Annotated in this window: 13 protein-coding genes; 10 read left to right on the forward strand and 3 right to left on the reverse strand. The window is 53.8% G+C overall.

Going from position 1 to position 15,091, the window contains the following annotated elements; all coding sequences use genetic code 11:
* Positions 1 to 260, forward strand: a 260-nt coding sequence (locus ACILP4_RS09185; protein ID WP_395620423.1) for an L-serine ammonia-lyase, iron-sulfur-dependent, subunit alpha, incomplete at its 5' end; no start/stop codon positions are given.
* 342 nt (positions 261 to 602) lie between these two features.
* Here ACILP4_RS09185 and ACILP4_RS09190 read toward each other — a convergent pair.
* Genes ACILP4_RS09190 through ACILP4_RS09200 form a run of 3 tightly spaced genes read right to left on the reverse strand, consistent with a single transcriptional unit; the run spans position 603 to position 5,128 of the window.
* A complete protein-coding gene (locus ACILP4_RS09190) occupies positions 603 to 1,511 on the reverse strand; it encodes a winged helix-turn-helix transcriptional regulator (RefSeq protein WP_395620424.1) in 909 nt (302 codons plus the stop codon).
* Positions 1,508 to 2,809 carry a serine hydrolase domain-containing protein gene (locus ACILP4_RS09195; RefSeq protein ID WP_395620425.1) on the reverse strand — a complete coding sequence of 434 codons (1,302 nt, stop codon included), beginning with the start codon at positions 2,807 to 2,809 and terminating at the stop codon, positions 1,508 to 1,510. Before ACILP4_RS09195 ends, ACILP4_RS09190 begins: the two co-directional genes overlap by 4 nt.
* Positions 2,810 to 2,812: 3 nt before the next feature.
* The gene (locus ACILP4_RS09200; protein WP_395620426.1) at positions 2,813 to 5,128 is read right to left on the reverse strand and encodes a TonB-dependent receptor; all 2,316 of its coding nucleotides are present in this window, start codon (positions 5,126 to 5,128) and stop codon (positions 2,813 to 2,815) included.
* A gap of 139 nt (positions 5,129 to 5,267) precedes the next feature.
* On the opposite strand from ACILP4_RS09200, the gene ACILP4_RS09205 reads away from it, so the two are divergent.
* The 9 genes from ACILP4_RS09205 (at position 5,268) to ACILP4_RS09245 (ending at position 14,918) form a co-directional block, all read left to right on the forward strand.
* A complete protein-coding gene (locus tag ACILP4_RS09205) occupies positions 5,268 to 6,215 on the forward strand; it encodes an NAD(P)H-dependent flavin oxidoreductase (RefSeq protein ID WP_395620427.1) in 948 nt (315 codons plus the stop codon).
* Between the two features lie 4 nt (positions 6,216 to 6,219).
* Positions 6,220 to 7,716, forward strand: a complete 1,497-nt coding sequence (locus tag ACILP4_RS09210) for a carotenoid oxygenase family protein (RefSeq protein WP_395620428.1) — start codon at positions 6,220 to 6,222, stop codon at positions 7,714 to 7,716.
* 1 nt (position 7,717) lies between these two features.
* A complete protein-coding gene (locus ACILP4_RS09215) occupies positions 7,718 to 9,412 on the forward strand; it encodes a class I adenylate-forming enzyme family protein (protein WP_395620429.1) in 1,695 nt (564 codons plus the stop codon).
* Position 9,413: 1 nt separating this feature from the next.
* A complete protein-coding gene (locus tag ACILP4_RS09220) occupies positions 9,414 to 10,643 on the forward strand; it encodes an acetyl-CoA acetyltransferase (RefSeq protein WP_395620430.1) in 1,230 nt (409 codons plus the stop codon).
* 4 nt (positions 10,644 to 10,647) lie between these two features.
* Complete coding sequence (locus tag ACILP4_RS09225) at positions 10,648 to 11,805, forward strand: acyl-CoA thiolase (protein WP_395620431.1); 1,158 nt, start codon at positions 10,648 to 10,650, stop codon at positions 11,803 to 11,805.
* Positions 11,806 to 11,813: 8 nt separating this feature from the next.
* On the forward strand, positions 11,814 to 13,532 hold the full coding sequence (gene paaN, locus ACILP4_RS09230) for a phenylacetic acid degradation protein PaaN (RefSeq protein ID WP_395620432.1): 1,719 nt from the start codon (positions 11,814 to 11,816) through the stop codon (positions 13,530 to 13,532).
* Entirely contained in the window at positions 13,522 to 13,959 is a 438-nt protein-coding gene (locus ACILP4_RS09235) for a lipocalin-like domain-containing protein (RefSeq protein WP_395620433.1), read from the forward strand. The genes paaN and ACILP4_RS09235 overlap by 11 nt, the downstream gene beginning before the upstream one ends.
* Before the next feature lie 244 nt (positions 13,960 to 14,203).
* The gene (locus tag ACILP4_RS09240) at positions 14,204 to 14,464 is read left to right on the forward strand and encodes a helix-turn-helix transcriptional regulator (RefSeq protein WP_395620434.1); all 261 of its coding nucleotides are present in this window, start codon (positions 14,204 to 14,206) and stop codon (positions 14,462 to 14,464) included.
* Positions 14,451 to 14,918 carry a hypothetical protein gene (locus ACILP4_RS09245; RefSeq protein WP_395620435.1) on the forward strand — a complete coding sequence of 156 codons (468 nt, stop codon included), beginning with the start codon at positions 14,451 to 14,453 and terminating at the stop codon, positions 14,916 to 14,918. Before ACILP4_RS09240 ends, ACILP4_RS09245 begins: the two co-directional genes overlap by 14 nt.
* The last annotated feature ends 173 nt before the right edge of the window (positions 14,919 to 15,091 follow it).

Consider the following 15,091-nt stretch of genomic DNA (forward strand, 5'->3'; position numbering starts at 1 on the left):
CTGAAATCGGTATGGAACATAACCTTGGCTTGACTTGCGATCCAGTGGGCGGGTTGGTGCAGATACCGTGTATTGAGCGTAATGCCATCGGGGCGGTGAAAGCAGTCAACGCTGCTCGTTTGGCACTGCACAGTCACGAAACACCAAAAGTTTCGCTCGATCAAGTCATCGAAACGATGCGCCAAACCGGCCTGGATATATCCTCCAAATATAAGGAAACTAGCCTAGGTGGGTTGGCAGTTAACGTGGTTGCATGTTAACCAGCTGCTGAGAATAGTTGAAAATTGTCGAACGAGTGTGCGTTTTTGCTTCGAGCCTGGAAATGTCCGCTTTTTCCAGCCGCAATGGTCTCTTGGGAGTAATCTTTATTTCTCGAGTGGGCGGCGGCAATGTTCCGTTTAGAGCCATTAAGCGGACAGTCCACTTTCGGCCCAATAGGTGCCGTTTCGCCGGTTAGAACGCTTGGCCACCGCCACTCACAATTTCACTGCTAGCAAGCTTGGGTTGAACAAAATGGTCTCAGGTGCATTTCATTGGTCTTGACCCTAGCTAAGTGAAAGGCAGTTCGCCATTGCGCGCGAGGTCTCTTCGCCTCGACCTGTCTAACGCTCAAATGCGGTGTTTGCGATGTGCAAGCCGCCGGCACAGCAACTGCATCTGGGCTGCAAACGCAGCGCTTGCCCGCAGGTCTTATGGGTTAGCAATAGGGGAGGCCCCTTCGAATCAGCGTACCAACGGTCGCCCCATTGCAGGAGAGCAAGTAGCACAGGATACAGATCGCGACCTTTTTCTGTGAGCCGATATTCGAAACGGTCCTGATACGCAGAATAGGGTTTGGCTTGAACGATGCCCTGCTTTTGCAACCGGTCAAGCCGGTCAGCCAGAATGTTTGTCGCCATCAGCGTGTCGCGCTGTATGTCGTCAAAGCGCTGGATGCCGGTGAAGCAGGCGCGCACGACAAGCGTTGCCCAGCGGTCACCGAATAGTTCAATAACCGAATCGACCATCGTCTGATTGCCGCGCTTTGCGATCGCGACTGCAGTCTGCATGCGACGGCGACCATAAAGTGCCGTGATCTGACTGATTCCAGGGCCCGGCGCCCACGACACTTGGCGCGGATCGATCTGTTCAGCACAATGATTGCATGCGGCGACAGGAACTAATTTTTGACCACAGTCGGCGTGTATGAGTTCAATCAGAAAACCGCGTTCTCCCAATTCCCAGTTGTGCTGCCAACGCAGTATCATGAGTGCTATGGGAAAAAGATCACGCCCCTTTTCGGTCAGCCGATATCCTGCGTGGCGTCCGGGTAATTTAATCAACACATCCGAATCAAGCAGCTTATTAAGCCGGTTACTGATGACCGAGCGCGCCACGCCTGTTTTTTGCACGAATTCATCGAAGCGATGTTTGCCGAGAAAGGCTTGCTCAAGAATGAGTAGGACAGGTACGTCGCCGACGACTTCAAGCGCTCGCCAGATCGAGCAGGCCCGGATTGTTTCATGTTTCACTTTTTGGCCATAAGCCTTTCTGCAATGGCCTGATAGGCAGGAAGCGAAATATCATCAAAGTTGGCATTAGCTGCCTTTGGGTGGGAAGCAAAGCGGACAATGACCATTTGGGCTTTGGGATCGACATAGATGGTCTGACCGTGGATACCGCGTGCGTTGAATGCGCCGTGATTATTGTGCGTCACCCACCACTGGCTTTTGTAGCTCCAGCCTGTCAGTAAATTATATCCGGCCTTAGCAAAATCACTCTGCTTTCCGCCTGCGGTCATCTTTGCAACAACCGATTCTGGTATGATCTGCTTGCCGTTAAAGCGGCCCTTGAGCCGCATCGTTTCGCCAAAACGTGCCATATCCCGTAGCGTTAAGTTGAGCCCTCCGGCTGTGAAAGGCGATCCAGCGCTGTCGATCATTATGCTAGCATCATGATCTGCTCCCAGCTTTGACCAGATACGTTCGCTTAAAACTTCGTGTGGTCGCTTACCAGTCGCGCGAGCGATCAGCCAACCGACCACTTCGGTGTTCACCGACTTATAAGTGAACCCCTCGCCATGGGCCCCCTGTTTAGGAATTGTGGGTAGATAGTCATAGGCCGCTCGTGGCCCTGCATAGCCAGGCGGCGCAGGTGCGGCACCGACAGCTACTGAGAATTTCGCTATATCGGCTGCAGGGTCAGAATAGTCTTCCGAATAAGCAAGTCCTGTTGTCATGTCGAGGATCTGGCGCACTGTCGCATCACCAAAGCCGCTACCCGCTAGTTCGGGCACATAGCGCGTGACCAACGCGGTCTCATCGATCGTCCCGTCGGCAATCAACATTTCTGCCAAAGTGCCAAAATAGGATTTGGTCACTGAAAAAGCGATGTGCGGCTGTTCGGGCTTCATCACGCCCTTATAGCGTTCATAGACGATGTTACCTTTGTGTAGGATCAAGATAGCATCGCCATAAACAGCTTCAAATGCCTGCGCCCAGTTCATTGTATCTGTTCGCCCGAGTGGCGTGAAGATGACGGTATCCAGATCTTCCCGAAGGGCAAGAGGAAGATCCGCCACCGGCCCACTCCCCCGCGATATCCTTGCGGTTGGAACAAGTTCGCCGATATGTGCAAAGGACCAGCGGGTCTTTGGAAAGCTGAAAAAACTGCTGTCGCGGAACAGGATGCGCTTTTCAGGCGGCGGTGGGCTACCTTGCATCCAGCCTATTTTCGCCGGATCGGTTTCTTCTGGGTGGGCTGGGGATTGCTGGGCCTGCACGGATGTGCAGGCCAGCAAAAGTAAGCCAGTCAGAAGGCTCCAGCGCACCACTTAAAATTTCGCGTCAAGCTGGACAGCCAAGCTGCGTGGTCGATCATAGATGGCATTGTACGCCACACCCCTGTTGCTTGTGAATGTAGTAGCCAGGGGCAAGTTGCCCGCTGTCTGCTTGATCCGCTCATTGGTCAGGTTCCGTCCAACAAGGGCAATGGTCCAATTATTGTCCACATGCCCCAGCGACAACCGGGAGCCGATTTTTACATAACCATCCTGTTTGGTCAGGGGGTCGAGGTTGGCTGCCGAAATATAACTGCTCGAAAAATCAGCATTAAGGTTGATACCAAGCTTTAGACTTGACCCAATTTCATGGCTGAAATCACCATTGAGATTTCCGGACCATTCTGGGGTAAGCTGATTCCGCTTGCCGGTGTAGCTGCAAAATCCTCCTGGCTGATCTGCTACCTGCTGGAAGTAACACTGCCCTTGCGGGAAGTCGGTAAAGGCAAAGTCGAGATAGGCAACGGCCCCACTAAGCGTAAAATGCTCGTCTAAGGCCCAGCGCATGTCTGCCTCCACCCCTTGGGTTTTGGCACCAGACGCGTTGCGCACGTTGAAGTTCAAGACTCCGTCGAAAACATTGGTCTGCAAGTCTTTATACTTGGTACTATAAAAGGATAGGTTAAGAGCCACGCTGCGCGTCTTGTACTTGAATCCAGCTTCAAAATTATCGGCCTGCTCGTCCCCAAACTGAAAGGAGCCAGGCCGCGCAATTGTCGTTGAGCCAGGTAGAGAATTGGACCGGACATCAAAGCCCCCAGCCTTAGTACCGCGGGCGAAAGACGTGTAGAACATTAGGTCGTCATTGATGTCGTATTGAATGTTCGCCATCGGGTTGAACGAATCTTCACTCAGCTTGCCGTTGATATTGTGAGCTTCAATATTGAGGGCGCGGAAGGTTGCCGCCACTGCTGCAGCGCTGATCGCTGCGCCAGATGGTGGCGTGAGGCTAAGTGGCCCGCGACTAATGGCAAGTGAACGGCTACCGCTTTTCTTTTCGTGGTTGAAGCGAGCGCCAACGGTCAAACGCAGCGCATCAGTGATCGAAATTTCCCCTTGCGCAAAGACGGAGATCAGATCCGACTTCTGGGAATAGATGCGATCGTTCGTAGTGTCGCCAAGTGCTCGAAACCCAGGATTCGCAAGAAAGAAGGGCGAGAAGCGGACAACATCCGTGATATCAAGGTTGGAATTTTGGAAATAGACGCCAGCAATATAGTTGAAAGTCTGATCACCTGGAGATGCAATGCGAAACTCTTGCGAAAACTGTCGATAATCCTCGGTCAGCCCTGTCCCATCCAGCAAATCAATCGTCACGAAGTCGACGTCTATTGTCTCTTTAACATTATAATCGAGATATCCGGTGACAGACGTCACGGTATGGCTTCCGAGTTCCAGATTAGCATTAAAAACACTGTTGAAAATCTTATTGCGGCTCAGATAGCCGCCATCTGCTCGAACATAATCCTCGGTTGTGTCAACAAACAGCGGGCCGGCGAAAACGGTGCTGTAAATGCCAACCGGGCTAAATGCCTCACGCGGCTGGCCCTTTACCTTAAAGTCGGCATATTCGAGTTTTACGTCAGCTGAAAGGGGGCCATCACCTTTAAAATCGACGATACCACGCACAAAAGCTTCCCGGACGTTGGGTTCCTTGCGGTTCTGGCGCGTATTGGTGAAATAGCCATCCATATCGCGGTAATAGCCCACCACGCGTGCGCCGATTTTCTGCGAGATTGGGCCGGACAGAACACCGGTGACCTGCGCTTCTTTATGGTTAAATTCATAAAGTCCGCTGAGCGAACCTTCAAAATCTTCAGTCGGCCGACGGCTGACGACGTTCACCGCACCGGCGATGGCGTTCTTACCGAACAAGGTCGGCTGCGGACCGCGCAGTACTTCGACGCGCTGAAGATCGACGAGTGGCATGCGGCTTAACTGATCGCGGCCGTAGTAGATACCGTCGACGAACATTGCGACCGACTGCTCAAATCCCTTGTTGTCACCAGAGGCGATGCCGCGAATAGCGATACGATTTGCAATCGCCGTCTGGGTTATTTTAAGGTTTGGTATCGATGATGAAACTGCTTCCAAGTTCGTCTGGCCATAGGCTTCGATCGTTTCGCCACTGACAGCTGAAATCGAGATAGGCACATCCGATAAGCCTTCAGCACGCTTCTGCGCAGTCACGACAATCTCTTCGAGGCCAGCTTGCCCTTGTCCGTCACTGACCGCATCCTGCGCCCAAACGGTGGCAGGCATGACCAGTGCGGTTGTACCTAGAAACTTCAATAAAGCTCTCATCATCATGTTCCTCTCCAAACCTGTCGCGCTTTTACTTCAGCAACACCTGAAACGGTATCGCTTGCGCGTCCAGTTAAAGTATGACTATACAAGTTAGTATCTCTATGCAAGCTAATGCTGAGGTGAGTTCGAGGACCGTATCGCAATGCCATTGCCCGCCCAGCTGACGCATAAACTCAAACTTCCGGTCATCGGGGCACCGATGTTTCTGATTTCTGGTCCGGATATGGTTATTGCGCAAGCCAAAGCCGGGATGATCGGTAGTTTCCCGACCCCGAATGCACGGACGCCAGAAATACTGGATGACTGGATGCGGCAAATTTCGACTGCATTGGAAGCGGATTGCGATGCAGCATCATGGGCAGCTAATCTGGTAGTTCATCCTTCCAATGACCGATTGCCCGCTGATCTTGCATGTGTGACCCGGTATAAGCCAAGTCTTGTAATCACAGCACTTGGCAGTCCGACACGGGTGATGGATGCAGTGCATGGCTATGGAGGATTGGTCTTTGCCGACGTGAACTCTGTAAGCTTCGCACGCAAAGCTGCGGCCGCGGGCGTGGACGGATTGGTGCTCATCGCATCCGGGGCGGGTGGACATACGGGGCAAACCGCAAGCTTCGCCTTTGTTGAAGAGGTACGCCAGTTCTGGGACGGACCTATCATCCTTGGGGGGGCGATTTCCAATGGGCACACCATTCGCGCAGCAGAAGTGCTCGGCGCCGACCTTGCTTATGTAGGGACGGCCCTTATCGCTTCTGAAGAGAGTATGGCAGAACTAGCCTATAAAAACATGGTGGTCGATGCTGGCGCCGAAGATATAGTTCCTTCAAGGGGTATTACCGGCGTCACTGCCAATTGGTTGCGCGCGAGCCTTTTGGCCGCTGGCCATGATCCAAGGAACATGGCTGAAGATAAGAAGCCCAATTTCGCAAATGCACAGGATGATGCGAAGGCGTGGAAAAATGTCTGGTCCGCTGGACAAGGCGTTGGTGCGGTAAAGGCCATTGAGCCGATCGCGCAGATTATTGCGCGGCTGAAACAAGAATATGATGCGGCATGCAATTTGCCGCGCTTTGTTGCTAAGGAGTGAAGTCATGACAGTCGAACTTGTTGGAAAAGTTAGGTCAACACTTACTAGTACCGACCATCCTTATATGCAGGGTGCTTGGCGCCCAACCTTCAATGAATGGAACGCGATTTTCGCTAATGGCGACGCCGAAGTTATCGGCACAATCCCCGACGACATCGACGGAGTTTATGTTCGGACGGGCGAGGTTCCAGTGCACGAACCCATTGGTCGCTATCATCCGTTTGATGGTGATGGCTTCATTCATGCGATCAGCTTCAAAGATGGTCGTGCAAGCTATCGCAGCCGCTTTGTCCGTACTAAGGGGTTTCAGGCAGAACAAGAAGCAGGCAAGGCTTTGTGGGCGGGTCTCATGGAGCCGCCGCATAAATCGACCCGCCCCGGCTGGGGGGCGCAGGAATGGTTGAAAGACTCTTCCTCGACCGATGTCGTGGTGCATGCTGGCAAGATCCTCTCGACTTTTTACCAATGCGGTGAAGGCTATCGCTTAGATCCCTTTACGCTGGAACAGTTCGGTACTGAGAGTTGGGTCCCACTTGACGGCGTGTCGGCGCATACAAAAGTGGATGAGGCCACTGGTGAACTCATGTTCTTCAACTATTCCAAACACGCGCCCTTTATGCATTATGGCGTCGTTGGCGCAGATAATAAGCTAAAGCACTATATCCCGGTCCCACTCGCCGGGCCGCGCCTACCACACGATATGGCGTTCACCAAAAATTATGCCATCGTGAACGATATGCCGCTCTACTGGGATCCCGAGCTGTTGCAGCGCAACCTGCACGTTGTGCAGTTTCACCCCGATGAAAAAACGCGATTTGGCATCATCCCGCGCATGGGCCAGCCAGAAGATATCCGTTGGTTCGAAGCGGAGCCGACTTACACGCTCCATTGGCTGAATGCGTGGGAAGAAGGCGACGAGATCATCCTAGACGGCTATTATCAGGAAGAGCCCCAGCCCAAGTCGCATCCGGATGCGCCCGACGGGCTAGAGCGGATGATGGCCTATCTGTCACAAGGGTTGATGAAACCGAAGTTGCATCGCTGGCGTTTCAATTTGAAAACTGGGGCAACGATCGAGGAACGCCTCGACGACCGCATACTCGAGTTCGGTATGATCAACCAGAAATATGCAGGGCGCAAATATCGTTATGCCTATTCGGCCGTGCCAGAACCCTATTGGTTCTTGTTCTCAGGTCTTGTGAAGCATGATCTTGAGACGGGTAAAAGCGAAGAGGTCTGTTTTGGGCCGGACCGCTATGGCAGCGAAAGCCCATTTGCACCGCGCATCAACGCCAAGGATGAAGATGATGGCTATCTTGTCTCCTTCATTGCAGACGTCAAAAATGACCGCTCCGAATGCGTTTTGTTTGACGCGAAGAACTTCGGCGCGGGTCCGGTATGCCGGATCATTCTTCCCGAACGCTTCTGTTCGGGTACACACTCCGTATGGGCCAATGGTGACGATATCGGCATGGGTCCGAATAGCGTGTTGGTGGCCTGACATGATCGTTGCTGGCGAGGAAAAACGGGCTCTATATCGCGAGGCTGGCTGGTGGGGGGACAAGACACTCGCTGATCTATTCTTTGCCAATGCCGTCAAGCATCCAGAACGCTTGGCTTTGGTCGATGCACCCAATCGTAATGACTTTGCCTTTGGCGATCCAAAGCGGCTAACTTATGCACAGTTGCAGGCAGAGGTCGAACGGCTGGCGGGAGCATTGCTAGCAGCGGATATTGGCAAGGATGATGTGATTGTCATCCAGCTGCCCAATATCAGCGAGTTTGTGGCGCTCTACTTTGCAGCTGCAACCATCGGTGCCATCGTCAGCCCAGTCGCGGTGCAGTATCGCAGCCACGAACTTTCAACGATGTTTGATATTGTTGAACCGAAGGCCTTTATCTGCGGCACACAAATGCACAATGCCGATCATATAGGCGTCGTGCGGTCGTTGTTGGACGGTTCAATCAAGCTGATGACGGTTGGCCCCGATGCTCCGGCTGATGCGATAGACCTAACGCACGCGCAAACGCATCCCGATCTGCTCGCCGCATATCGGGCCGCGACAAAAATTGATGCCGACGATATTTTCACCGTCTGCTGGACGTCGGGCACAACTGGTATTCCAAAGGGCGTGCCACGCAGTCATAACCATTGGGTAGGTATTGCGCCAGGCACGTACAGCACATCGCGGTTGCAGGACGGCGATGTTATGCTCAATCCTTTCCCGCTGATCAACATGGCGTCGATTGGCGGCATCACGATGAGCTGGCTGCGGATTGCCGGAACGATGGTGTTGCATCACCCGTTTGATCCGCAAATCTATTTGGGCCAGATTGCAACGGAAAAGCCCGGCTTTACTATCGCACCGCCTGCCGTGCTCAATATGCTGCTCCAAAATGAAGCCCTGCTGGCCAAGGTTGATTTCTCTAGCCTACGTACCATCGGCTCTGGCTCTGCCCCGCTGGCACCAGCTATGGTGCAGGGCTTTCAAGAGCGGCTAGGCCTGCCCGTAATTAACATCTTCGGATCGAACGAGGGCATGACGCTGATTACCGGACCGGATGATGTGCCTGACCCGGTCGAGCGAGCAAGCTATTTCCCGAACGGGCTGGACATTACACCCTGGTTTGGCAGCGCACCTGAACGCATTATGCAATCGCGGCTTGTCCCCCCGCAGGGCGGAGAGCCGATCACGGATGAAGGTGTGCCAGGCGAACTCCAGATAAGAGGGCCAGCGGTATTTGAAGGCTATTGGAAAGCGCCGGAGCAAAACGCTGCCGCCTTCACCGAAGACGGATATTTCAAAACGGGCGACCTCTTCCAGATTGAACAGGGTGGCCGATTCCTTAAGTTTACCGGACGCTGCAAGGATCTGATTATTCGCGGAGGTGTCAATATCTCTCCGGAAGAGATTGATCAGGCATTAGGCGGCCACCCCTTACTTGCAGAAGCCTGCGTGTTCGCTCTGCCTGATCCGGTGATGGGCGAGCGGATCGGTGTCGCTGTGGTGTCACGCGACGGAGCAGACGTGTCGTTGGACGCGGTGACGGCGTTTTTGCGTGAACAAGATCTAGCCGTGTTCAAACTGCCCGAACGGCTGTTCCGCTTGGAAAGCTTGCCGCGTAATGTGACTAATAAAGTGATGCGCAGCGAAGTGCGTGAATTGGCGCTAGCGATGATTGAAAAAGGAGACTGACATGTCTGCAGAAGTGTTCATTCTAGGCGGCGCTCAAACCGACTTTGGTCGCAATATCGACCGCGAAGGCGGCGGGATTTTTGAATTATTCCGCGACGTTGCCGAAGCCGCTTTTGCAGCCACGGGCATTGAGCCGAATGAAGTCGAAACTGCGCATGTAGGCAACTTTGTTGGCGAGCTGTTTGCGGGTCAAGGCCAGCTTGGCGGATTTTTTGGCCATGTTCACCCCGATATGGCGGGCATCCCGACCGCCCGCCATGAGGCCGCCTGCGCTTCGGGCAGCATCGCCATCCTTGCCGCGAGCGCGGAGATTGAAGCAGGGCGCTACGGACTTGTGCTGGTCCTTGGTATTGAGTTGATGCGCAACGTACCGGGACAACGGGCAGCGGAGTATCTAGGCTCCGCCGCTTGGGCAGGCCGCGAAGCCCAAGAAGCGCGCTATTTGTGGCCGCACATGTTTTCCAATGTGGCTGCGGAATATGAAGAACGCTTCGGTCTTGACCGCGCGCACCTTCGGGGCATTTCCGAAATCGCCTTTTCGAATGCCAAAAAGAACCCCAATTCACAGACGCGCAATTGGGCGATCACGCCGGATCATTTTGCTGACAATGACGAATTTAACCCGCCAATCGAAGGTAGCCTGCGCAAGGCTGATTGTGGGCAAGTTACGGATGGAGCCGCCGCAATCTTTCTTGCATCGCGCGAAGTGGCGGAACGCTACGCGGCGCGACGGGGCATGTCACTGGACAGTATTCCGCGCATCAAAGGATGGGGTCATTCAACAGCCCCGTTACTCTACTCAACCAAAGTCAACGCTAGCTTCGGGCAACCTTATATTTTCCCCACCGTCCGCAAGGCTATGATGGACGCGCTAGGTCGTGCAGGCATGGCAGACATTTACCAGTGCGACGGCGTCGAAGTGCACGATTGTTTTTCGATCACGGAATATATGGCAATCGACCATTTCGGGATCACTCCGCCCGGCGAAAGCTGGCGCGCAGTGGAGGACGGAACGATTGCGCTGGGCGGAAAACTTCCCGTCAACCCTTCGGGTGGATTGATCGGCCTGGGCCATCCCGTTGGCGCCACCGGTGTCCGCATGATGCTCGACGCGACCAAGCAGGTAACTGGAAAGGCCGGCGACTATCAGGTCGAAGGAGCGAAGAATTTTGCGACCTTCAATGTTGGCGGTAGTGCCACGACTTCGGTCAGCTTCGTCGTGGGTATCTGATAATATGGCAGATGTTTTTCTTTATGATGCAGTCCGGACACCGCGCGGCAAAGCCAAAGCCGAAGGTGGACTGGCCGCGCTAACTCCGCAGGAACTGGTTAAACAACAGATTGATGCGGTGCGAGGGCGCGTGGGTGATTGGGCACAGGCACCAGAAGCCCTATTACTCGGGTGTATCGGTCAAGTAGGTGACCAGGGCGGTCACATAGCACTTGTCTCAAAACTCCATGCTGACCTGCCCGATGCAACAGCGGCGCATAGCATAAACAATTATTGTGCATCTGGGCTATCAGCCATTGGTCTGGCGGCTGCAATGGTCGGCAGCGGGCAGGCGAGCTCAGTTTTGGCTGGGGGTGTTGAATGCATGAGCCGCGTGCCCTTTATGGGTGACAAGGCAAGCTATTATACAGATGCCAGCTTTCCAGTTCGCACCCGTTATATTCCGGTTGTGCTCGCAGCAGACCGTCTAGCTGCAGATGAAGGCTTTAGTCGCGCCGAACTTGATGCCGTAGCCCTTGTCTCACAACAAAAAGCTGCGGCTGCTGAAAACAACAGCGCGTTAATCCGCTCGCGAATCCCAAGCGGCACGCTTCAAACAGAAGAATGTATTCGCCCAAAGACAGACGCCTCCTCGCTTGCTGCGATGCCTGCGGGGTTTGCTGCTTTGCAAGATCAATATGCGGATGCACTAGGCGGAGACCGGTTCGAGCCGCTTCACACCTTTAGCCATGCCCCTCCAGTGTGCGACGGCGCTGCAATGGCGTGCGTTGGGCAAGCAAAATTAGGGCAGCCACGCGCGCGTATTTTGGCATTTGCCGAAAGCGGCGGTGACCCTGTGGCATCGCTCACGGCAGGCTTTGCTGCAATGGAGAAGGCGCTCGCACGCGCCGGTCTAACATTGGCCGATATGGACCGGGTGGAGTTCATGGAATCCTTCGCCGTTACCATCGCCAGATTTTTGCGCGACGACCGTGTCGACGGCACCAAAGTCAATGTTTCGGGCGGCCATATTGCCAAGGGGCATCCAATGGGGGCCAGTGGTGCGATCCTGACATCGACATTGCTGGATTGTCTCGATGAGGCAGATGGAACGCTAGGCCTTGTTGTCGTCAGCGGCGCATCGGGCGTAGGTGCAGCGATGATCGTGGAACGGCTAAACTGAGAGAGAAGATGACCGAAAAGCTTGAAGACTTGACGGCCCGTCACGCTCCCACGATTGAGGCGGCGATTGAAGCTGTAAGCAGCCGCAAAAGCTGGAGCCCGTTCCGCGATTCCCCCAGTGCTAAATTCCATGCGCCCGGCGCACCGGAAGCGGGCAGGGCAGCGTTTGAAGCTCAGCTTGGGCAACCGTTTGACCTTGACCAGCCTGGGATCACTAGCCGCAGCGGCGCGGAGACATCTCCATTCACTCGGCAACCGCTTGGCATCGACTATCCGGTCAGCGATCCGACTGCGCTGATCGGTGCTGCCCAAAAGGCGATGCAGAGTTGGCGCAAGGTCAATCCCGAAACACGAATGGCGCTCGGTATAGAAATTGCGATGCGCCTTTATGCCCGCAATTTCGAGATGGCGCACAGTGTGATGCACGTCGCGGGGCAGAGCTACACTCAAGCGTTTAGCGGCAGCGGCCCTAATGCGCTGGATCGCGGGATCGAAGCACTTGCTTACGCTGCTAAAGCGATGCGCGATGTTTTGCCATCTGTGCGCTGGAACCGGACCTTTGGCAAAGAAGATGTCTCTCTCGACAAATCTTATACCCTTGTTCCGCGTGGCATCGGATTTGTCATCTGCTGCGCTTCCTTTCCAACATGGAATGCCTATCCGGCGATGTTCGCAAGCCTTGCTACTGGCAACCCCGTGATTGTGAAGCCGCATCCGATTGCCATCCTGCCGATGGCGATTGTGGTGCAGGAATGTCGCAAAGTGCTGGCCGATTATGGTTGCGACCCAAATCTCGTCACGCTGGCAGTCGATACGCTGGATGCACCCGTTGCCCAGCGTTTCATTGATGATCCAGCGGTGCAGATCATCGATTTCACCGGCAGCCCGCGCTACGGCGGATATCTTGAAAAAACGGTCACGGGCAAACTACTTTTTACCGAGACGGCTGGGATAAATTCGGTTGTTATAGAAAGCTGTGCTGATCTTGAGGCAACAGCTACCGCTATCGCCCGCGCCACCTGCCTATTTTCGGCGCAAATGTGCACTAGCCCGCAAAATGTCTATGTGCCAGCGGGCGGCATCCAGACCGCTAATGGCCCTGCATCCTTTGATGAAGTAGCAGCTGCAATTGTGGTCGCTATTGATAACATCGCAAGCAATCCAAGCATCGCTGCCGGTATCATGGGCGCAGTGCAGGCTGAACCCAGTTGCGACATCATACACCGTTTGGCGGATAGGGCAGCAAAAGCCCTAGATGCGCAGATCCTAAGGTACGCCGACGCTTACCCACATCCTGATTATCCGCAGGCCCGCACGATGACACCGCTTGTTGTTGCTCTTCCCGCTGGCAATGCGGCGCTTTATGCTGAGGAGCATTTTGGCCCGGTGCTGTTCGTCATTGCTGCTGACAATGGCGATTCAGCCGTTGAAGAAGCAACGCGTCTTGCGCGCCAGAATGGGGCGATTTCATCCTATCTCTATTCGACGGACGAAGCCTTCATACACCGAGCGCTGGATGCCTATATGGAAAGTGGCATGAATCTCTCGATCAACATGCACGGTGCGATGTGGGCAAATTTTGCGGCAGCCTATAGCGATTATCATGTGACTGGCCTCAATCCGGCTGGCAATGCCTGCCTAGCAGACCTAGCCTTTGTCGCCGGTCGTTTTCGGATTGTCCAGAACCGCCGTCCTGCACCTCTTAAAGCTGGTTCCGATGCCGCATAGACCCGAAGACTTCATCGGCGCCTGGCAACTCGTCGATTGGCGCATCGAATATTCCGACGGCGGCGTTACGCGGCCGTTTAACGAAGGCGCGCATGGCTATATCGTCTATTCGGCCGATGGCACTATGACTGCCAGTATCGCAAAAGCTGCACGTCCGCCATTTGGTATCGCCAACGCCCGTAACGCAAACGCAGAAGAAAAGGCCGCGGCGTTCGATAGCTATTTTCACTATGCAGGCCCTTGGCGGATTGAGGATGATGTGGTGGTGCATCACGTAACCATGTCGCTCAATCCCGACATGACCGGCACCAAACAACGCCGGCTGGCGGTTTTCGATGTCTCCGGCGGATTGACCCTATCAGCCCATGAGGCGCTAAAAGATGGGGCCAGCCGGCATCATATCTTGCAATGGAAGCCTTCCGACTGAATGTGTTTAGACCAATAAAAGTTAACGGGCGCAAAGTGGCATTGCGTGTTCATTTTTAAATCCCTGTCTATGAGAGTACTTAGAAACACGGCTGGCGATATGCCAAGCTGAGTTGATAAGTTGGACGCGATACCACTGCCATTTCATGCCCGATCCCTTGTGTAAGCCTCTAGCCAAACTAGGATTTTTGCTTACTTATAAAATTAAATATTGTGTATACACAACGAATTGGTATATATGCAATATGCTTTTCAATCGCATCAATCTCTTCCGCCAAGAAAAAGGGCTTACACGCAAAGAGTTGGCTGAGATGGTTTCGGTAAATCCGCAAACCATCGGTTACTTAGAGCGCGGTGACTATAGACCTACGGTTGAGCTTGCGTTGAAGCTGGCGGAAGCTCTGGGTGCAACCGTTGAAATGCTTTTCGCTCTTGAGCCGTTCCCTTCGCTTGTAAATCAACTTGCCAATAAAGTTACTGAGGAGACCAAAAATGACAAAAAATGATCAGCCGCGCTTTGTCGGTATCGGTCTGAGACCAAGAACAGGAAAACTCTTGGGCGGCTATGCACTCATTGCAATGCACGGTTGGTTTGTCGTCAAACTCACTTTGCCATCTCAAACAGGTTTGGTTGAGCCTTTGGTTGGCTTTGCGGCTCTGACTGGATTGGTTGCGAGTGCTTGCTTCTTTCTTGGCACATACGGTTCCCTAGCTCGTGCATCTGAAACGACACTTGACGAGCGTGAGTTGGCGTCACGAAATCGCGCCTATTTTTCCGCATTCAGGTATATAGTGTTAATGACCTTTGCAGGCGGAATCATCCCTGACCTGCTCGCTAGCTTTTTCAATTTTGAATTGTCTGTTGGGATCCTACAAAACTTTATCCTGCTGATGTTTGCAACTGCGCTGGTCCTGCCTGGCTTTTTGATTGCGCGGTCTGAGAGGGAGTTCAGAGACTGAGGGCGATTAGGCAAAGGACCGGTTGATAGCATCGCACGCGTTCATATGACCGAGGTAGATCGCAAATCGGTGATCTGACAGCTATCTCCAACGAACTCGACCGGGTGGTTGGCGCCTGCGGTCACGGCATGTTTACTGAATGCAAAATCATCGAAACCTTGGCTTCGCATGGA

Source organism: Sphingorhabdus sp. (assembly GCF_044239045.1).
GTDB lineage: Bacteria > Pseudomonadota > Alphaproteobacteria > Sphingomonadales > Sphingomonadaceae > Sphingorhabdus_B.